Here is a 19841-nt window from a genome sequence, read left to right as displayed (position 1 = left end):
GCCATGCAGCTTCTTCGCGACTTCGCCTATGTGCGCTCCGGCGACAAGGGCGACGTGGTCTCGGTGGGGGTCATCGCCCGCACGCCGCAGGATTATCCCGTGCTCCTGGCGAGCCTCACGCCCGAGCGGGTCAAGGCGCTGTTCGGCGACTGGGTCCAGGGCGACGTGGAGACCTATCCCATGGACAATATCGAGGCCGTGGTCGTGATCATGCGCCGGGCGCTCGGCGGCGGGGCGACGCGCACACTGCGCCTCGACCAGACCGGCAAGGCCATGGGCAACGGCCTGCTGCGCCTTCCGGCCGTGCTGCCGCCCGCCGGATCGGAGGCCGCCTGAATGGCGGCCCTGCCGGACACTCCCGCCCAAGACCCCGAGCAAGAGCCGGCGCAAGCGGTTCCCCCCGACAACGCCGAGGCCTTCCGCCTCCAGTGCGCGGCGATCGAGGAGGCCGCGCGGCTCGCCGCGGCGGGCGGGCCGGCCGAGGCGGTGGCGCGCCACAAGGAGCGCGGCAAGCTGACCGCGCGCGAGCGCATCTCGCTCCTGCTCGACCCGGCGACCCCGTTCCTGGAGATCGGCCGGCTCGCTGCCCACGGCGTCTATGACGAGCCGGTCCCGGCGGCGGGCATCGTCACCGGCGTCGGCAGCGTCGGCGGGCGCCTCGTCATGATCATGGCGAACGACGCCACGGTGAAGGGCGGCACCTATTATCCCCTCACGGTGAAGAAGCAGATCCGCGCCCAGCAGGTGGCGCGGGAGAATGCCCTGCCCTGCGTCTACCTGGTGGATTCGGGCGGCGCCTTCCTGCCGCACCAGGAGGACATCTTCCCCGACGCGCACCATTTCGGCGCCATCTTCCGCAACATCGCCGAGATGTCCGCGCTGGGCCTGCCGCAGATCGCGGCCGTCATGGGCTCGTGCACCGCCGGCGGCGCCTACATCCCCGCCATGGCGGACGAGACGGTGATCGTGCGCGGCACCGGCACCATCTTCCTCGGCGGCCCGCAGCTGGTGCAGGCGGCGACCGGGGTTGTGGTGGAAGCCGAGACCCTCGGCGGGGCCGACGTGCACACCCGCCGCAGCGCGGTGGCCGACCATCTGGCCGAGGACGACGTGGAGGCGCTGTTCCTGGTGCGCGCCATCCTCGCCCGCGCCCCGGCGCCGCCTTTGCCCGGCCCGGACCTTCCGCCCGAGCCGCCGCTGAGCCCGGCCTCGGAGATCGCCGGCCTGATCCCGGCGAGCCCGCGCCAGCGCCTGCCCGCCCGCGAGATCCTCGCCCGCCTCATCGACGGCGGCCGGCTCGACGAGTACCGCGCGCGCTATGCCCGCACCATCATCTGCGGCACCGCCGCCATCGAGGGCTACCGCGTCGGCGTGCTCATGAACGACGGCGTGCTCTATGCCGAGAGCGCGCAGAAGGCGGCGAACTTCATCGAGCTGTGCTGCCAGCGCGGCGTGCCGCTGCTGTTCCTGCACAACATCAGCGGCTTCATGGTGGGCGAGGAATACGAGGCGGGCGGCATCGCCCGACACGGCGCGAAGCTGGTGAATGCGGTGGCGACCGCCGCGGTGCCGAAACTCAGCCTGCTGGTGGGCGGCAGCTACGGCGCCGGCAACTACGCCATGTGCGGGCGCGCCTTCGGCCCGCGCCTCATGGCCATGTGGCCCAATGCGCGCACCTCGGTGATGGGCGGCGAGCAGGCCGCGACCGTGCTCGGCCTGGTGCGCGAGGGCCAGCTGGCCAAGGCGGGGCGGACCTTCGACGCGGAGGAGCGGGCGCGCTTCGAGGCCCCCATCCGCGCCGCCTACGAGCGATCGAGCCACCCGCTCCACGCCGCCGCCCGCCTGTGGGTGGACGCGGTGATCGAGCCGGAGGAGACGCGCGCCTTCCTCGCCCTCGCCCTCGCCATGGCGAAAGGCGGCCCGAAGGGGGAGACCCGCTTCGGCGTGTTCCGGATGTAGCCATGATCGGCAAGCTCCTGATCGCCAACCGCGGCGAGATCGCCCGGCGCATCGCCCGCACCTGCGCGCGGCTCTCCATCCCCTATGTGGCGGTCTATTCCGACGCCGACCGCGGCGCGCCCCACCTGGAGGGGGCGGCGGACCTGGTGCGCATCGGCCCGGCACCGGCGGCGCGCTCCTATCTCGACGGGGCGGCGCTGATCCGCGCCGCGCGCGAGCGGGGTGCCGACGCGATCCATCCCGGCGTCGGTTTCCTCTCGGAGAATGCGGACTTCGCCGCCGCGGTGGAGGCGGCGGGGCTGATCTTCGTCGGGCCGCGGCCCGACACCATCGCCGCGCTCGGCGACAAGGGGCGGGCGAAGGCGCTCATGGCCGAGGCCGGCGTGCCGGTGGTGCCCGGCTCGGCCGCGGCCTCCGACGACGTGGAGGAGGTGGAGCGGCTGATCGCGGCGACCGGCTATCCCGCCTTGCTGAAGCCCGCCGCGGGCGGGGGCGGCAAGGGCATGCAGGTGGTCACGAAGCCGGGCGCCCGCGCCGAGATCGCCTCGGCGATCCGCACCGCACGCTCCAGCTTCGGCGACGGGCGCCTGCTGGTGGAGCGCCTGATCGAGCGGCCGCGCCATGTGGAGGTGCAGGTGTTCGGCGACGGCGCGGGCGGCGCGGTGCACCTGTTCGACCGGGAATGCTCGCTCCAGCGCCGCCACCAGAAGGTGATCGAGGAAGCCCCCGCCTCCACCCTGCCGGACGCCCTCAGGGCGCGCCTCGCGCAGGCGGCGGTCGCCGGCGCGCGGGCCGTGACCTACCGCAATGCCGGCACGTTCGAGTTCATCGTCGGCGCCGATGGGGCATTCTACTATCTGGAGGTCAACACGCGCCTCCAGGTGGAGCATCCGGTGACGGAGGCGATCACCGGCCTCGACCTCGTGGAATGGCAATTGCGCCTCGCCTCGGGCGCGCCGCTACCGCTCGCCCAGGAGCAGATCCACGCGCGCGGCCATGCCATCGAGTGCCGGCTCTATGCGGAGGACCCGGCCGCGGGCTTCCGGCCGGCGCCGGGACGCGTCACGCACCTCGCCTGGCCCTCCGGGGCGCGCATCGACAGCGCGGTCGAGGCTGGAAGCCCCGTGCCGCCCCACTACGATCCCATGATCGCGAAGATCATCGTCCATGGCGACGACCGGCGGCAGACACTGGCGCGCATGCGCGCGGCCCTCGCCGAGACCGCGGTGATGGGGGTCGCGACCAATCTCGGCTTCCTCGCGGCGCTCGCGGCGCGGCCGGAGGTGGCGGCCGGAACGGCGCACACCCGCCTCATCGACGAGGTTCTGCCCGAGCTCCTCGGCGCGGCCGCGCCCGGCGCGCTAGCCGCGGTGGCCGGCGCCGCCGTCGTGCTCGACGCCATGCCGGAGGGAAGCGGGCCGGCCTCGCCCTGGCAGGCGAGCGCGGCGCCCTATGGCCGGCACGCGCTGGCGCAGGGCGCGCCGCTCGGCGCGATGGTCCTGGAAATCGCCGGGGCACGCGCCGCCGTGCGGGTCCTTTCCGCCCGGCGCGGCGCCGTGACGGTGGAGGCCGAGACCGCCGGGATGCGGCTGACCGCGACGGTCGAGGGCGGGCGCGGTTCCGGCGGCCTCCTCGAAGGCATGCTCGACGGCCGGCGCTGGCGCGCGCTGGTGCTGCCCGATGCGGTGGAGGTGATCATCGACGGCGCGCGCGCGGAGGTCTCGCGCCGGGTGCGCGGCGGCCCGGACGAGGCGGAGGCGACCGACTGGGCCAGCGCCGAGATTCCCGGCCTCGTGGTCGCGGTCGCGGCCAAGGCGGGCGAACGGGTGGCCCGCGGCGACGTGCTGGCGGTGATCGAGGCGATGAAGTTCGAGAACCCCGTCACCGCCCCGCGGGACGGCATCGTCGCCGAGATCGTCTGCCGGGTCGGCGAGCAGGTGGAGGCGGGGCAGAGGCTGGTGCGCCTCGCCCTGTGAGCGCCGGCCTCAGGCTGGCATCCGGAAGTCGAGGAAGCTCCGGGTGGGGAAATCGTAGAGCCGCCCGGTGTCCTCGCACGCCGGCAGGCACAACGGTACGATGGCGGCGGCGGCCTCCTCCGCGGTCGGTAGCGTGCGCGGGTCGTCGAGCGACAAATCCGCCACGATCCGCTTCAGCTGGACACCTCCAATAACTGCATTCGTCGCGGTGACTGCCCGCGCCAATGCGGGTGCGCCAGGTGTGGACGGGATGACCTTCGGACAGATCGAGGCGGCGGATATAGACGCGTGGCTGGCGAGCTTGCGCGAGGACCTCGTCTCGAAGTCCTACCAGCCTGATCCAGTGCGGCGGGTGATGATCCCAAAGCCTGGCGGCGGCGAACGTCCGCTTGGCGTCCCGACGATCCGGGACCGGGTGGTTCAGGCCGCAGCCAAGATCGTGCTGGAGCCGATCTTCGAGGCGGACTTCGAGGACGGTGCCTACGGCTATCGGCCGCGTCGGAGCGCGATCGATGCCGTCAAGGAAACGCACCGGCTGCTATGCCGGGGCTATACCAGGGCTATACCGACGTCGTCGATGCCGACTTGTCGAAGTATTTCGACACGATCCCGCACGCGGACCTCCTCCGATCGGTGGCCCGCCGTGTCCTCGACCGGAATGTGCTGCGGCTGATCAAGCTGTGGCTGCAAGTGCCGGTCGAGGAACGGGATGGCGACGGGAAACGGCACATGAGCGGCGGCAAGAGCAGCGCTCGCGGCACCCCCCCAGGGTGGTGTCGCCAGTCCGCTGCTCTCCGTCATTTACATGAACCGATTCCTGAAGCATTGGCGGTTGACGGGGCGCGGCGAGGTGTTCCACGCACATGTCATCTCTTATGCCGACGACTTCGTCATCCTCAGCCGCGGACACGCGGAAGAGGCTCTGACCTGGACGAGGGCGGTGATGACGAAGCTCGGGCTGACGCTCAACGAGGCGAAAACCTCGGTGAAAAATGCCCGGCGTGAAGGCTTCGACTTCCTTGGCTACACACTGGGACCGCGCCACCTTCCCAATGGAGGTCGCTGGCACCTGGGGGCGAGCCCGTCCAAGAAGAGCGTGCAGCGGGTCAAGGTGAAGATCGGCGAACTTCTGGTGCCCGGCAACAAGGGCGCTTGGGACGAAGTGCGAGCACGGTTGAACCGCGTTCTGCGCGGTTGGTCGGCCTACTTCTCCTACGGCGCCCTCGCGTCGGCATACGAGGCCGTCGATCAGCATGTGTATGACCGAACGCGGCACTTCCTCCGTCAACGACACAAAGCGCAGGGGCGTGGAGCGGACCGGTTCTCTCGAGAATATGTCTACGGGGAATTGGCCGTCCGATGCCTTCGACGCGAGCGCAGTCGGTCGTCGCCGTGGGCCTTGCGGTGAAACCAGTCGGAAAGCCGGATGCGGGAAATCCGCACGTCCGGTTTGATGAGCGGGGACGGGAAACGGGGCAATGCCACCGCGCCCGTCCTCGACTCTACAGATCGCCCAGGCGAGCCTCACCATTTCGGAAGGCGGCAAGGCGATCGGCGCCATCACGGTCGGCTTGCTGATCTTCGTCATGGTCCACGGGGCCGACGTGCAGGACCGCGACGGTGCTCCCGACCTGCTCAGGGCGATCCGCTCCCGCCATCCGTGGCTGCGCCAGGTCTTCGCCGATGGCGGCTATGCCGGCGACAAGCTAAAGGACGCCATGGCCGGCCACGGACGCTGGACCATCGAGATCGTCAAGCGCTCCGACGCGGCCAAGGGCTTCGTCGTCCTGCCCCGCCGCTGGGTGGTCGAGCGGACATTCGCATGGCTCGGACGCTGCCGCCGCCTCGCAAAGGACTGGGAGAAATCCATCGAAAGCGCGACCGCCTTCGCCCACATCGCCAGCATCCGCATGCTAACACGCCGCATCGTAAGACATTGCAAAACCGCGTGAACTTTTGAATCCGGCTCTTAAGGCTCGGGTGTCGAATCCTCGAAGGAAAGCAACGCCATGAAGAAACCTACCACATCGGCAGCGGTGACACCGTCTGCGCTCGTCGAGGCAGCTGTGGACGAGGTCCGCGCCAGCTTCGAACGCCTGTGCCTGACGGCCGGGCTGGCCACTCTCACCGGTATGATGGAAGAGGATGCGGCTCGGCTCTGCGGCCCGCGCCATGGTCGCGGTGGCGATCGGGAGGCTCATCGTTGGGGCAGAGCCAAGGGAAAGATCGGCTTTCACGGCGGCAAGGTCGAAGTCGAGCGCCCTCGGGTTCGTGCCCGCTCGGCGGTGAGATGCCCCTGCCGAGCTGGGCGGCGGCGGTCGACGAGGATCTTCTCGGCCAATGGGCGCTCAATCTGATGCTGATGAACGTGTCGACCCGCAAGTTCGGCGGCGCCGTCCGCCTGCCCGGCGGCGACATCCCCGCCGAGCGGGGAGCCGGCGTGACCCGATCGGCGGTGTCGCGTCGCTTCGTGGCGCTGTCGGCCGAGACGATGAAGGCGTGGATGGCCGCCGACCTCTCCGCGCTGGATCTGCTGGTCATCCAGATCGACGGCATCCACATCGCTCAGGACCTGATCCTGCTGGCGGCGGTCAGCGTCGACGGCAACGGCGACAAGCACCCGCTCGGGGTCATGGAGGGGGCAAGCGAGAACGCCGCCGTCTGCCAGGCCCTGCTCGACAACATGGTCGGCCGGGGCCTCGACCCCGCCGTCTGTCGCCTGTTCATCATCGACGGCTCGCGTGCCCTGTCGAAGGCGATCCGCAACAGCTTCGGCCGAAGTGCGCCGATCCAGCGCTGTCAGGTCCACAAGGCCCGCAACATCACCGAGCGCCTGCCGAAATCCCTGCACGCCTCGGTGCGCAGGGCTCTTCGCCAAGCCTGGGAGCTGGACGACGCCGACAAGGCCGAAACGCTGATCCGCAATCTCGCCCGTCGGCTCGAGCGCGAGGCTCCGGGTGTCTCGGCCAGCCTCCTGGAGGGCCTCGACGAGATCCTCACCGTCACGCGCCTGCGGCTGCCGACCGAACTGCGGCGCTCGCTGGCCTGCACCAACATCATCGAGAACATGAACGGCACCATCCGGCGCGTCTGCCGCAACGTGAAGCGGTGGCGGGATGCGGCCATGGCCCTGCGCTGGACAGGGGCCGCCATGATCGAAGCCGCCAAGGGCTTCCGCCGACTGAAGGCCCACAACCAGTTGCCCAGCCTGCGCGCCGCCCTTCTCGCCCATCAGGCCGAGTGCGCCGTCGGCGCCGGCCTTGACCCTGTCCGCGAGGCTGCATAGCCTCCTCAACCAGCCACGTCCGCCGCGCTCTTTTCAACATCGGGTGGGACATCCCCACGGGGACCTTGAACATCAGCATGTGATCGAAGGCGGGCCTGCCGCCCTTCGACCGGTCCGCGCGCAGCACAGCGGCTTCCAGTGCAGGTCGAAACATCTCGAAATCGACCAGCGCCTTCACCCGCTCCAGATCGTCGCCCTTCGCCAACAGTGCCGCCATCCGATCATCGAAGTCGAAGAAACTCGGCGATTGATCCACCATGCCCGCGATCCGCCTCAAAAAGCAGCGAGAGAATCAGCCCAACGCCGATTTGCACAGGGGTTTTTGGAGGCCTCCAACTGGCGGATGGCTTGCTGCGCGTTCTCTTTCCATGACCACGACGCGCGCCGAAGGGGCCGTGTCGTTTGGCGATGCTGATGGCCAGTCATACTCGAACGCCTGCTTTCCCTTTGCAGCCCACAGGCTTCGCGCGTGATCGCCGTGATCGCCTTGCAGCTTGTCGGCCATCCAGAGCAGCGCGCCGAGGATGATGGCGCGGTCATCGCCGGTCAGGTCCACGATGCCGGCCTTGACGACGAGGCCGCCGAGTTCGATCAGATGCCGGGTGCGCTTGCGGCGCTCGACCTGCCATGTGCGCATGTCATGTCGAGCCCGCGCCGCCTGATGCCGGTTGCGCGCCGCCCGATTGTGCCGTAGCGCCGCCCGCGTCGCGGTGAGGCGCCGATGCAGGTCGCCGCGCCCGGCCGTGAAAGAACGCGGCCCCGCGCTTCGCCCATGCCTCCCTCTTTCCGGCATCCTTCGTCTCGGCCAGCACGATCAGCGCGCCCGCCAGTTCGTCGGGGCTGAGGGCGTCGGCGCCGGTCGAAATGACCAGTTCGCCAAGCTGCTGCACCTTGCGGGCTTTCAGGTCTCGCGTCTTGTCTTCGAGCGACCTCAGTTCCGCGTCGAAGTCCCGTGGCTTGCGCATCATGTCCTCCATAAGTTGTCGATGGAGCGATGATAGTTGAGCCTCTGCCGGAATGCTGTAAGGTTGCCGGGACGGTGTGGCACGGCCCGGTCCCTCCCGAGATTTTTTCGAGGGAGGGCGCGCTTATACGTCGTTCCGACGTGCGCTTTGTCGTGCAAATGATCTGATCGCGATGGCGATCTATCATCTCCATGTCAAGGTCATTGGCCGTAAATCCGGTTCGAGCGCGGTGGCGTCCGCCGCCTACCGCTCGGCCTCGCGGCTGCGCGACGAGCGCATTGACCGCGTGCAGGACTTTTCCGCCAAACGCGGCGTCGTCCATTCCGAGGTGCTGCTGCCGGAGAACGCACCCGAGCAATGGAGCGACCGCGAACGGCTCTGGAACGATGTGGAAGCCTTCGAGGTCCGCAAGGACGCCCAGCTTGCCCGCGAGGTGGAGTTCGCCCTTCCGCGCGAGATGACGCAGACGCAGGGCATCGAACTCGCCCGCGACTTCGTGCGGTCCGAATTCGTCGATCAGGGCATGATCGCCGACCTCAATGTGCATTGGGACAGGGCCGAGGATGGGAGTCCCAAACCCCACGCCCATGTCATGCTGACCATGCGTGCGGTGGACGAAAACGGCTTCGGCCCGAAGGTGCGGGACTGGAACCGCACCGAGATGGTCGAACGCTGGCGGGAACGCTGGGCCGCGCTCGCCAACGAACGGCTGGCCGAACTCGACATCGACGCACGGATCGACCATCGCAGCCTGGAGGCCCAGGGCATCGCGCTGGAGCCACAAAGCCAGATCGGCGCAACCGCGCAGCGGATCGAGGGCGAAGGGATCGAAGCCGCCGACCGCGCGGAAATGCACCTCGAGATCGCGCGCGGCAACGGCGAGCGCATCATCGCCAATCCAGCCCTGGCGCTGGACGCCATCACCCATCAGCAATCGACCTTCACGCGCCGGGACATGGCGATGTTCGCGCACCGGCACAGCGACGGGATCGACCAGTTCAATGAGGTGATGAGCGCGATGCGCACTTCGCCCAATCTGGTCGAACTCGGCAAGGACGGACGCGGCGAGGACCGCTTCACCACGCGCGAGATGATCGAGGCCGAACAGCGCCTGCACCGCGCCGCTGAATTGATGGCCGACCGCGAACATCATGAAGTCAACGACAGGGACAGAGCGGCGGCGCTTGCCCGTGCGGAAGAACGCGGCCTTGTTCTGTCCGGCGAGCAGGCCGATGCGTTGGCGCATGTCACGGACGGGCGCGATCTTGGGATTGTGGTCGGCTATGCCGGGACGGGGAAGAGCGCGATGCTGGGCGTGGCGCGCGAGGCTTGGGAAGCGACTGGCTACGAGGTCCGGGGCGTGGCGCTGTCCGGTATCGCGGCGGAAAATTTGGAAGGCGGATCGGGCATCGCGTCGCGCACCATCGCCAGCCTGGAACATGGTTGGGGACAGGGCCGCGACGTGCTCACCGCCCGCGATGTTCTGGTGATCGACGAGGCCGGCATGGTCGGCACGCGGCAGATGGAGCGCGTGCTGTCCCATGCCGCCGAGGCTGGCGCAAAGGTCGTGCTGGTCGGCGATCCGCGGCAGTTGCAAGCAATAGAAGCCGGCGCGGCCTTCCGCTCGATTCACGAACGCCACGGCGGCGCGGAGATCGGTGAGGTGCGCCGCCAGCGCGAGGACTGGCAGCGCGACGCCACGCGCAATCTTGCCAGTGGTAAAACCGGCAACGCTCTTGAAGCCTACCGCTCCCACGACATGGTCCATGCCGCTCCGACGCGGGAGGACGCGCGGAAAAATCTGATCGAGCGCTGGGACCGCGACCGGCAGGCGCATCCAGACGATAGCCGCATCATCCTGACCCATACCAATGCCGAGGTACAGGAACTCAACGAGGCAGCACGCGAGCGGATGCGGGAGGCCGGCGATCTGGGCGAGGACGTGCGCGTCACGGTCGAGCGCGGCGAGCGGAACTTTGCCAGCGGGGATCGCGTCATGTTCCTGCAAAACGAACGCGGGCTTGGCGTGAAAAACGGCACGCTCGGCACCATCGAACAGGTCAGCGAACAATCCATGTCGGTGCGCACCGATGACGGCCGTTCCGTTGCTTTCGACCTGAAGGATTACGACCGCATCGACCATGGCTATGCGGCGACCATCCACAAGGCGCAAGGGATGACGGTGGACCGCACCCATGTTCTGGCGACACCTGGGCTGGATGCCCATGGCAGCTATGTCGCCCTGTCGCGACATCGCGACGGCATGGAGCTGCATTACGGCCGCGACGACTTTGCCAATCAGGACCGGCTCGTGCGCACCCTGTCGCGCGACCGGGCCAAGGACATGGCGTCCGATTATGAGCAGATCGATCCGGCGCGGGATTACGCCGAGCGGCGCGGCATCACCTTCCGCGCCCGTGTCGCCGAGATCGTGCGCAGACTCGTGCCCGAAAAGCTGCGCGACCGGATCGACGGGATGCTCGACGGGGTGCGCTCCCCCGCAGACGCTGTGCCCGGCGGGAATGGTGTGCAGCGGCTGGAAAGGGAGGGGCCGCAAAGTGCGGCGGCGGAAGACCCGGAGGTGTCGTTGCGCCGCGCCCGCACCGATGCCCTCGTGCGCCATGCCCGCGCCATCGATGCGATCCTCAGCGCCGGAGACGCGGAGGGCAAGGCAAGTCCTGTACAGATGCGGGAACTGACCGAGGCCCGCAAGGCCTTCGAGGAGGTTCGCCCGTATGGCTGGCGCGATGCGGAAGCAGCCTATGTCAAGAACCCAGACCTTGTCCGCGAGACGGCGGTCGGCCAGGTTGCTCGTGCCGTGCGCGCCGTCCAGCTCGAAACCGAAATCCGCACCGATCCCGGCCGCAATCCGGGTTGGCGGGCCGACCGCTTTGTGGAGCGCTGGCGGAAGCTCGAACAGACCAGCCAGCGCCAGTATCAGGCGGGCGACATCTCCAGCTACAAGGCGACGCGGGCAGAGATGGGCAATATGGCCAAAAGCCTCGAACGCGATCCGCAGTTAGAGTCCATCCTAGCGGGCCGCAAGAAAGACCTCGGCATCGGTATGGAATCAGGCCGTAGCCTCGGCCAGGAACTCGCCTTCACCCACGGTCTCGGCCTCGGCAGGGGACGCGGCATCGGCATCTGAACCCATCCGATTTGCCGCCGTTCCTGCGCCACAGCCCTGCGACGTGTTGAACCCTCTTGCGCGCGCGTAACCGCCTGACCTGACTGGTCCCAGCAGTTGTCAGAAACAGCCAGCATGAGGCAGGCCAGCCATGCGCCAACCAGACCGTATCATCCGCCTGAAAACCGTCCTTGCCTGGACCGGGCTGTCCAGGTCCACCATCTACCGCAAGATCGCCGAGGGCACCTTTCCCGCGCAGATCAGGATCAGCGTCAACGGTACGGGGTGGAAGGAGTCCGATGTCAATCGATGGATCGCCAATCCCGTCGGATGGCGTCCACGGAGCGAGTCCGACTTCGATGATTTCTGATGAGGGCGGAGGCATGGCCTTTGCTGCCGGTAGGGATGGAACCAGAACGGCGTCAGCCCTCAAGGCCGAGCCGCTGCGCAGGGGCGCTGAAGCGCCCGCCTTGACCGCCCGCCGCCGCTCCGGTCAGGGCTCTCCAAGCAGGCAAGGGCGGATTGTGGGCGCGGTCGCGCTCCCAATTCGGAACGAACAGGCGGCAGGGGCGGCACGATTATAATCCATTGGATCATCATTTCGATTGCATCGACTGAGTCAGTGGAGTAATATCAAACAAGGCAAAATCGGTTCCCGTCAGTGTCGTGGAAACCCCGGAGTTCCTGGCGGCGACGCGCAAGCTGATGGGCGATGACGAGCGTACTTTGCTGGTGGACTATCTGGCCCACAATCCCACGGCCGGCGATCTCGTTCCGGGGACAGGCGGCATCCGCAAGGTCCGCTGGGGGCTGGAAGGGCGAGGCAAGCGCGGCGGCGCGCGGGTGATCTACTTCTACCACGACGCCGACATGCCGCTCTTTGCGCTCACCGCCTACGCCAAGAACGAGCGGGCCGATCTGAGCCAGCAGGACAAGAACGACTTCCGCCAATTGACCATGCTGCTGGTGGACGCCTTCAAGAGGAGAAAGTGATGAACACAGTTGCCGACAGCATCCGGCGTGGCCTTAACGAGGCTCTGGCCTATGCCGAGGGCAAGGCCGACGCGAACGCCTATCGCGTCCATGTTCCCGAGCGGATCGACGTGAAGGCGATCCGCACGAAGCTCGACATGACGCAGGAAGAATTTGCCGGACGGTTCGGGTTCAGCGTCAACACGCTGCGCCATTGGGAACAGGGTTCGCGCCAACCGGAAGGGCCGACTCGCGCTTATCTTCTGGTCATCGACCGCGCGCCGAAGGCTGTTCAGAAGGCTTTGCAGGCAGCGTGACCCGTCCTATATGCCGCCGATACTTCGCCAACGCCGCACGCGTGAGTTTTATGCCTTCACAGGCTGAATCCCGTGCCGCTTCATGCCTGTTTGTCTCGAAAACACGGCAGGAAGCGGCATGGAAGACGACAGTGAATCAAGGCCGGAACGGTTCAAACCGGCCAACGACAATAACGGCCCGCAGGGCGAGCCGAGTGCGGAAACCTGGCTCAAGATCGACCGCGCAGCGCTGACGCTGGCCCGCATCATCGGCCGCCGCATGGCGCGAGAGGATTTCGAGCGGCTGACCGCCGCCAACGACAACAGGCCCAACGCATCCGAGGCGACGGGGGACGGGGCCGACAAGGAGTGAAAGGACCGCCCCGATGACTGCCCGTCCGATGCCGCGCGTTGCGCTCTATGCCCGTTATTCTTCCGACAACCAGCGTGACGCTTCCATTGAGGACCAGTTGCGCCAGTGCCGCGAGCGCGCCGCCCGCGAGGGCTGGACGGTCGCGGAGACCTATTTCGACCGGGCCATATCGGGCGCGTCCCTGATCCGGTCTGGCATCCAGTCCCTGCTTGCCGACGCACAGGCAGGGCGCTTCGACATGGTGCTGTCCGAGGCGCTGGACCGCATCAGCCGCGATCAGGAAGACGTGGCGGGCGTCTTCAAACGCCTGCGCTTCGCGGGCGTGACCATCTTCACCCTGTCCGAGGGCGAGATCAACGAGCTCCATGTCGGCCTCAAAGGCACGATGAACGCGCTGTTCCTCAAAGACCTTGCCATCAAGACCCATCGCGGCATCAGGGGCCGTGTCGAGGCCGGAAAGATTGGCGGTGGCAACGCCTATGGCTATCGCGTCGTCCAGCAGCTCGACGCGCGCGGCGAGCCGATCCGTGGCGAACGCGAGATCATCGAGGAACAGGCCGAGATCGTGCGCCGCATCTTCCGCGAATATGTCGCCGGAAAGGGGCCGCAGCGCATCGCCGCCGATTTGAACCGCGACGGCATCCCCAGCCCCACCGGCAAGCGTTGGAACGACACCACCATCAGGGGCAACCGCATCATCAGTTCCGGCATCCTCAATTGCGAGCTTTACGTCGGCGTGATCCGCTGGAACCGGCAGAAGAAGCTGAAAAACCCCGATACGGGTCACTTCGCCTATCGGGTCAATCCCGAAAGCGAATGGATACGTTCGGAGGCTCCCGAGCTTCGCATCGTGCCGCAGGAGCTATGGGACGCCGCCAAGGCGCGGCAGGACGAGCTGACCGCTCGGTACAAGACCCAGATCGAGGCATCGCGCGAGGGCATGAAGCGCAGCCTCGCCCGAAATGGCGGCCTCAACGCCACCCATCGCCCGCGCACCCTGCTGTCCGGCCTGTTGTTCTGCGGCTGCTGCGGCGGCTCCTATGCCCGTCGCGGGCAGGACCGCTACGCCTGCACCAATCATGTGCTGGGCAATGGCTGCGACAACGCCCGCACCGTGGACCGCAAGGCTCTGGAAGCGCGTGTGCTGGCCGGCCTGTGCGAGCGAATGATGACGCCGGAGATCGCCGCCGAGGCCATGCGAGTCTATGCCGAGGAAACCAACCGGCTCAATCGCGACCGCCGAAACTCGGCCGAAGCCAGCCGCAAGGAACTGGGCGACATCACGAAAGCCATTGCCGAGATCGTGCGCGTCATCGAGCAAGGCGGGTATCACCGCGCCCTGTCCGACCGCCTGACCGAGCTTGAGGCCCGACAGGACAGCCTCACCGCCCGTCTCTCCGACGCGCCACAGGACGTTCCCGACATCCACCCCGGCATTGCCGAGACCTACCGGCGTAGGATCGAGCGCCTGACCGCCGCGCTCGACCACCCCGACGACGCGGCAGAGGCGGCCGAGGCGATCCGCGAGATCATCGACGGCATCATCATCACCCCCGGCCCGATGCGCCGCGACCTCTCCATCACCCTGCAAGGAGAGCTTGGCGCAATCCTCGATTGGATCGAACGCACCGGAAAACCCGGCCACAAGCCTGCGATTGACACCCCATCATCCCGTTTGTCGGTCTCGGTAAAAACCGGGGCTTGACCCGAGCATCTCAGGCTGGCGGAGGCTCCGGCTGGCGTCTACTCAAGAGTTGCTCGGGTCTGCGCTTCGCTCCGCCCCAGAATGACGCCGACCCCGTCAGCGCAGAACCGGGATCGCCGGTCCCGGCGTCCGCAGCGAGGCATCGATTGCTGGGGTGAAGGCGGCGCCGAAGAAGGGGCCGCGGAGCTCGAAGGGTACGCGCGTCGAGGTCGTGGTCGAGTTCAGGGCGCCGTTGAGATCGAGCCAGCGCCGGCCAAGATCGGCAGTGCCGTTGAGGACGACATTGTAGCCGGACCCCGCGAGCCGGGTCTCGGTGAGGTAGAGCACGCCGAGATTGGCGAGTGCGGACAGTTGCAGGGTCTCGAAGCTGCTCTTGCCTTGGCGCCAGTCCCGCGCCGAGGTCGGGGGCTTCTCGGCCCGTCGCAACAGATCGGGAAAGGCGATACCGCGAAACTCGCCCTGCCGGATCGTCAGATTGGCGCGGCCGGTCAGCGAATTCACGACCTCTTGCACGCTGCCGCCGACCCCTTCGAAAGCGAGCTGTCCGGTCGCCGCGCCGGTGAGGCGGGTAATCTCGGGCAGATCGTCGGCCGCCTGCGCCAGGCTCACCTTCTCCAGGCCGAGCTGCAGCTTTACGTCGGCGCCCGCTGCGACCGGTGTGGCGAGGATGCGGGCACGGACCGAGCCGCCATAGGCCGAGGCGCGCAGGAGCGATGCTTCGAACCGGCCTTTGCGGATCAGCAACTGGACTGCGAGATCGCCGAAGCGGGCGTTGCCGATCCGGGCGGAATCGAGCGAGAGGCGAAGGTCGATATCGTTGGTGGTCCAGCCGTCGAATTCGAGCGGCGTGTTGCCGGTTTCGCCCGCTCCGGACGACAGCCGCGGCTCGGCTTGTCGCAGCAGGCGTCCAAGGTCAAATTCGGCAGCGGCGAGCGTACCGGAGAGCGCCCAGTTGGGCATGGCGCCGTCGAGCTTGAGCGCGCCTTCGAGCTGGTTGCCGTCGGCCATGGCGACGACCGTGTCGAGTGAAACGCTGCCGTCGTTGACCTGGGCCTGCGCGGTCAATTCGACCTCCTGGACCAGCGAGGCGATGCGGGGGCGCGGAGCGAACCAGGCCAGGGCGTCGGAGAGCGATTTCGTGCTGAAGGCGATTTGGCCGTTGGCGATGTTCTGCGCGGCCGAGCGGGTGCCGTTGAAGCGCAGAGCCATCAGCCGGGAGCCGACCGAAAAGGCGGCGCGGGCGCGATCTCCCGCGACCGGCCAAAGGAGATCCACCTTGGTGGGCTCGCCGCGCCAGCTGAAGGAACCGGCCAGCGCGATCGGGGCGTCGGCGCTCCGCTCTTCGATCAGCAGGTTGACGTCGCGCAGCGTGGTCCGGACAGCACCATCCGCGCGGATCATGACGCTCCCGGACGTCAGGATGAGACGAGACTGATTCTCGAGGCGTGTGAGATAGTCGAAAACGCGGTTCTGCCAATCCGCGTAGCTGCCACCGGTCTCAGCGACTGCGATGTCGAGTTCTGGCACGACCAGTTCGATGCGATCGAAATCGAGTTGGCCGCCGATCAGCGTGAGCAACCTTGTGCGGGCGCGCATGCGCGCCGCCTTGCCCGAGAGCACGCCCTGCGGATCGACGAAAGTCACGTCCGACAGGCTGATCCGGGGCAGGGGCAGGATTGCGATCTCGGCGCGGCGCAGGCTGGTCACCTTGAGCCCGGTGCGAGCCTCGATGCCGGCGATGACCAGGCGCTCGACCTGCGAAAGAGCCAGATTCCACGACTGCAGCCCGAGCGTGAGCAACAGCGCAGCGGCAGCGAGGCCGAAGATGAGTGCACGTCGTGATATGGCGTGGCGTGGCATGGCCTGGTATGTGGCCTTCATCGGCCCGACGGCGGAGCTGTCGTCGTCAGGCAAGCTGACACCGCGGCCGAATCGGCTGGGGGAGCCGATATGCGTCGCGCGGCAAGGGTTTAGTCCGCCCGCTCGCGAATGTCGAGTTCGGCGCCGGCAATAGCGTTCCAAAGCCGGGGAAACATCTCAATTTTCTCGTGAAGCCGGCTGCTGTTCGCCAGCGCGTGCGAGCCGGAGCGCCGGATAGATGCCGATCGCGACGATCAGCAGCGCCGCCAGCGCGCCGTCCTCGAACACGCCGCGGGCGGCGTGGCCGTAGACCAGCGTGGCGAGTGTGTCGAAGTTGAGCGGGCGCAGCAGCAGCGTCGCGGGCAGCTCCTTCATGCAGTCGACGAAGACGAGCAGGGCGGCGGCGGCGATGGCCGGGCGCATCAGCGGCCAATGCAAACGGTGCAGGAGCTCGTGTCTGTTCGCGCCGAGAGAGCGGGCGGCGTCGTCGATGCGCGGCGAGATGCGGGCATAGCCGCTCTCGGTCCCGTTCACGGCGATGGCCAGGAAGCGCACGAGATAGGCGATGACCAGCGCGGCGCCGGAGCCTAGCAACAGAAGGCCAGGGCTCGCGCCGAAGAGCGCACGGCTCGCATCGGCGACGAGGTTGTCGAAGGCGGCCAGCGGGACCAGCAGCCCGAGCGCAAGCACCGTGCCCGGCAGGGCATAGCCGAGCGAGGCGATGCGGGCGAGCAGCGGCAGTGCGCGCTCCCGGCCGAGCCGCAGCGCAGCGGCGATGCCAAGGCCGATCGCGACGATCAGTGCAGCGGAAAGGGCGGAGATCGCGACGGTGTTGGCGAGCGCACGCCAGAGCGTCGCATCGGCCTGGGCGACCAGATCACGGCGCCAGAACTCACCGATGAGGTAAATGAGTGGCAGCACTGCGCCGAGCAGCGCCGGCAGGAAGCAGGCGGTCGCTGCCGTCCAGGCACGGGCGCCCGAGAGCTGGATGCGTCCGACAGGGCGCGGCCGCTTCACCGGCAAGGCAAAGCGCCGGGCTCCGCGCGTGTGCGCCTCGGCCGCCATCAGTGCGACCACGACAAGCAGCATGACGCAGGCGATCTGGGTCGCGCCAGCCAGCGAGCCGCGATTGATCCAGGTGGTGTAGACCGAGATGGTCAGCGAGCGGACGCCGAGATATTCGCTGGCGCCGATGTCGTTCAACGTCTCGAGCAGCGCGAGGGTGAGGCCGGCGGCGAGGGCAGGTCGGGCCATCGGCAGGCCGATGCGCCAGAACAGCGGCCAGCGCCGCGTGCCGAGCGTGCGGGCGGCTTCGATCAGCGCGGCGCTTTGCATCGAAAAGAGCGCGCGCACGCTGAGATAGACGTAAGGGTAGAGCACGAGCCCGAGGATCAGGATCGCGCCCGGCAGGTTGCGCGGGTCGGGGAACCAGTAGTCGCGTAAGCTGCGCCAGCCGGTCAGCGCCCGGAGCGCGCTCTGGAACGGCCCCTGGAAGCCGAGGATTTCGACATAGACATAGGCGGTGATGTAGGTCGGCAGCGCCAGCGGCAGCACGAGCAGCCATTCCAGGCTGCGGCGGCCGGGAAACTCGTATTGCGTCACCATCCAGGCCGCGCCGGTGCCCACCGCCCCGCAGAACAGGGCGACGCCGGCAAGCAGCAGCGCCGTATTCCAGAGCGCGACCGGCAGCACATTGGCGGTCAGATGCGGCCAGACGGTCAGCGCCTCGCGCGACAAAGCGGTGAAGGCGAGCGCGAGCACCGGCAGTGCGACCAGGGCGGCGGCGGCGCCGGCCAGATAGACCAGACGCGTCGACGGCCGCCAGCGGGATGCTGGCGGCCGTTCTGCATATGTCGCTGAGGCGTTCGGGCTCAATTGTCGAAGCCGACCTTGTCGACGAGCTCGGAGGCGGCCTTGCGATTCTTGGCGACATCGCCGAGCGGGGTCGTGTCGGGCGTCAGCGCTCCGAGCAGCTTGACCGCCGCGGCTTCCTTGACGTCGGGGTTGACCGGGTACTCGAAATTGCCGTCAGCATACATGGTCTGCGCTTTCTCGCCGAGCATGTACTCGATCAGCTTGACCGCGCTGTCCTTGTTCGGCGCGTTCTTGGCGATCGCCGCCGCCGAGACGTTCACATGGGTGCCGCCGCCGGCGAAGGTGGTCTTGAGCGGCTTGATCGCCTCATACCAGCCCTTCTGCTCGTTCGTCGCCTTGCTCATCAGCCCGATATAGTAGGTGTTGATGATGGCGATGTCGCACTGGCCCGAGAGGATGTCGCGGGCGACGTCGCGGTCGCCGCCGCCGGGCTTGCGGGCCACGTTCGCCTTGATCGCCTTCAGGAAGGTTTCGGTCTTCTCGGCGCCGTTGCGGGCGAGATAGGCGGCAAAGAAGGCGTTGTTGTAGGGGTGCTGGCCGGCGCGGATGCAGAACTTGCCCTTCCACTTGGGATCGGCGAGTTCGTCATAGCTGATCGCGTCCTGCTTCACGCGGTCCTTGGATACGACGACGATGCGGGCGCGCTGGGTCAGCGAGACCCAATTGTTGCCGGCGCCGCGCAAAGCGGCGGGGACCGTTTTATCGACCAGCGCCGACTGCACCGGCTGGGTGATGCCGGCGTCGGCGATGGCCTGGATCTCACCGACGTCGACCACGAGCATCACGTCGGCCGGGCTGTTGGCGCCTTCGGCCTGGACGCGCTGCTGCAGGCCGTCCTTCAGGAAGACGGCGTTGACCTTGATGCCGGTATCCTTGGTGAAGGCCTCGATGACCGGGTTGAGCAGAGCCGGCTCGCGCGTCGTGTAGAGGTTGACGCTTTGCGCGACGGCAGGGGCGGCCACCAGACAGGAGGCCAGGGCTGTCGCGGCAAGCGCGGTCTTGATGGTCATGTCTCGCTCCTTCGTGCGGGGGCTGTTGAAATCGGCCATGCAGGACGGAGCGGTAGAAGCAGAGCGCTGCTCGGTCAAGAAATTTCCCTTTTATTTCAATGCGTTATACTTATTCTAAAGTGCATGTTGATTATAGGAATTCTAATCTGAGTGTCGTCGACCGCTCGATCTGCCCGCCTATTTCTCTGGAGCCTGATTCAAAAGCCCTAGGACTCCAATGCGTTGGAGAGGTGAACCCGCGTTGCGGGAAGTGCCTGATCTGGAAGCCTCAACCGGATCGATCGCTTCGGCATCGGGTCGATATCGCGATCGTGAACCGGTCGTCCACGTCTGCCGCACGGTCTGGTTGCGGTGGGGCGTGCCATTCATCCGATCGCGACCGCTAAAATTCGTGACATTTCTACCACATCGGCAGCTATTGCAGCGCTGCACGGGCG

At 67.5% G+C, this 19841-nt stretch carries 16 protein-coding genes and 3 pseudogenes; 14 read left to right on the top strand and 5 right to left on the bottom strand.

Translation table 11 applies throughout. From position 1 onward, the window contains the following. The first annotated feature begins 3 nt into the window (after positions 1-3). The 8 genes and pseudogenes from ACFPOB_RS07515 to ACFPOB_RS07480 all read left to right on the top strand — a co-directional run bounded on the left by ACFPOB_RS07515 (position 4) and on the right by ACFPOB_RS07480 (position 7221). A complete protein-coding gene (locus ACFPOB_RS07515) occupies positions 4-336 on the top strand; it encodes an AtuA-related protein (RefSeq protein WP_281805220.1) in 333 nt (110 codons plus the stop codon). Further along, entirely contained in the window at positions 337-1959 is a 1623-nt protein-coding gene (locus ACFPOB_RS07510) for a carboxyl transferase domain-containing protein (protein WP_281805222.1), read from the top strand. It abuts the gene before it with no gap. Positions 1960-1961: 2 nt separating this feature from the next. Then, a complete protein-coding gene (locus ACFPOB_RS07505) occupies positions 1962-3935 on the top strand; it encodes an ATP-binding protein (protein ID WP_281805224.1) in 1974 nt (657 codons plus the stop codon). A gap of 67 nt (positions 3936-4002) precedes the next feature. Then, positions 4003-4608: a hypothetical protein gene (locus ACFPOB_RS07500; protein WP_377797144.1), complete on the top strand. Its 606-nt coding sequence runs from the start codon at positions 4003-4005 to the stop codon at positions 4606-4608. A 102-nt stretch (positions 4609-4710) separates the two neighbouring features. Further along, positions 4711-4956 (top strand): annotated as a pseudogene (locus tag ACFPOB_RS07495) (reverse transcriptase domain-containing protein); the annotation flags it as partial. A gap of 75 nt (positions 4957-5031) precedes the next feature. Further along, the gene (locus ACFPOB_RS07490) at positions 5032-5343 is read left to right on the top strand and encodes a group II intron maturase-specific domain-containing protein (RefSeq protein ID WP_281806380.1); all 312 of its coding nucleotides are present in this window, start codon (positions 5032-5034) and stop codon (positions 5341-5343) included. Between the two features lie 154 nt (positions 5344-5497). Then, positions 5498-5887, top strand: a pseudogene (locus tag ACFPOB_RS07485) (IS5 family transposase); the annotation flags it as partial. Between the two features lie 57 nt (positions 5888-5944). Further along, positions 5945-7221, top strand: a pseudogene (locus ACFPOB_RS07480) (IS256 family transposase). A gap of 292 nt (positions 7222-7513) precedes the next feature. Here the strand turns inward: ACFPOB_RS07480 and ACFPOB_RS07475 are convergent. After that, a complete protein-coding gene (locus ACFPOB_RS07475) occupies positions 7514-7858 on the bottom strand; it encodes a conjugal transfer protein TraD (RefSeq protein ID WP_281805229.1) in 345 nt (114 codons plus the stop codon). Position 7859: 1 nt separating this feature from the next. After that, complete coding sequence (locus tag ACFPOB_RS07470) at positions 7860-8186, bottom strand: conjugal transfer protein TraD (RefSeq protein ID WP_281806382.1); 327 nt, start codon at positions 8184-8186, stop codon at positions 7860-7862. 172 nt (positions 8187-8358) lie between these two features. Here ACFPOB_RS07470 and traA point away from each other — a divergent pair, with 172 nt between their 5' ends. From traA to ACFPOB_RS07440, 6 genes are all read left to right on the top strand, one after another. Then, complete coding sequence (gene traA, locus ACFPOB_RS07465; protein ID WP_281805232.1) at positions 8359-11334, top strand: Ti-type conjugative transfer relaxase TraA; 2976 nt, start codon at positions 8359-8361, stop codon at positions 11332-11334. Positions 11335-11464: 130 nt separating this feature from the next. Continuing rightward, entirely contained in the window at positions 11465-11683 is a 219-nt protein-coding gene (locus ACFPOB_RS07460; RefSeq protein WP_281805234.1) for a helix-turn-helix transcriptional regulator, read from the top strand. A 296-nt stretch (positions 11684-11979) separates the two neighbouring features. After that, on the top strand, positions 11980-12306 hold the full coding sequence (locus ACFPOB_RS07455) for a type II toxin-antitoxin system RelE/ParE family toxin (protein WP_281805236.1): 327 nt from the start codon (positions 11980-11982) through the stop codon (positions 12304-12306). Next, positions 12306-12602, top strand: a complete 297-nt coding sequence (locus ACFPOB_RS07450; RefSeq protein ID WP_281805239.1) for a helix-turn-helix domain-containing protein — start codon at positions 12306-12308, stop codon at positions 12600-12602. Before ACFPOB_RS07455 ends, ACFPOB_RS07450 begins: the two co-directional genes overlap by 1 nt. Before the next feature lie 118 nt (positions 12603-12720). Next, complete coding sequence (locus tag ACFPOB_RS07445; protein ID WP_281805241.1) at positions 12721-12954, top strand: hypothetical protein; 234 nt, start codon at positions 12721-12723, stop codon at positions 12952-12954. Positions 12955-12967: 13 nt separating this feature from the next. Next, on the top strand, positions 12968-14659 hold the full coding sequence (locus ACFPOB_RS07440; protein ID WP_377797139.1) for a recombinase family protein: 1692 nt from the start codon (positions 12968-12970) through the stop codon (positions 14657-14659). 96 nt (positions 14660-14755) lie between these two features. Here the strand turns inward: ACFPOB_RS07440 and ACFPOB_RS07435 are convergent, their stop codons facing one another. From ACFPOB_RS07435 to ACFPOB_RS07425, 3 genes are all read right to left on the bottom strand, one after another. Continuing rightward, positions 14756-16540: an AsmA family protein gene (locus ACFPOB_RS07435; RefSeq protein ID WP_377797137.1), complete on the bottom strand. Its 1785-nt coding sequence runs from the start codon at positions 16538-16540 to the stop codon at positions 14756-14758. A gap of 156 nt (positions 16541-16696) precedes the next feature. Further along, entirely contained in the window at positions 16697-18394 is a 1698-nt protein-coding gene (locus tag ACFPOB_RS07430; RefSeq protein WP_377797135.1) for an ABC transporter permease, read from the bottom strand. After that, positions 18391-19404: an extracellular solute-binding protein gene (locus ACFPOB_RS07425; protein WP_377797133.1), complete on the bottom strand. Its 1014-nt coding sequence runs from the start codon at positions 19402-19404 to the stop codon at positions 18391-18393. The genes ACFPOB_RS07430 and ACFPOB_RS07425 overlap by 4 nt, the downstream gene beginning before the upstream one ends. Positions 19405-19841 lie beyond the last annotated feature (437 nt).

It is taken from the genome of Allobosea eneae (genome assembly GCF_042657265.1).
Taxonomy (GTDB): Bacteria; Pseudomonadota; Alphaproteobacteria; order Rhizobiales; family Beijerinckiaceae; genus Allobosea; species Allobosea eneae.
The sequence above is the reverse complement of the archived record's forward strand: the minus strand, read 5'-3'. Positions and strand labels throughout refer to the sequence as shown.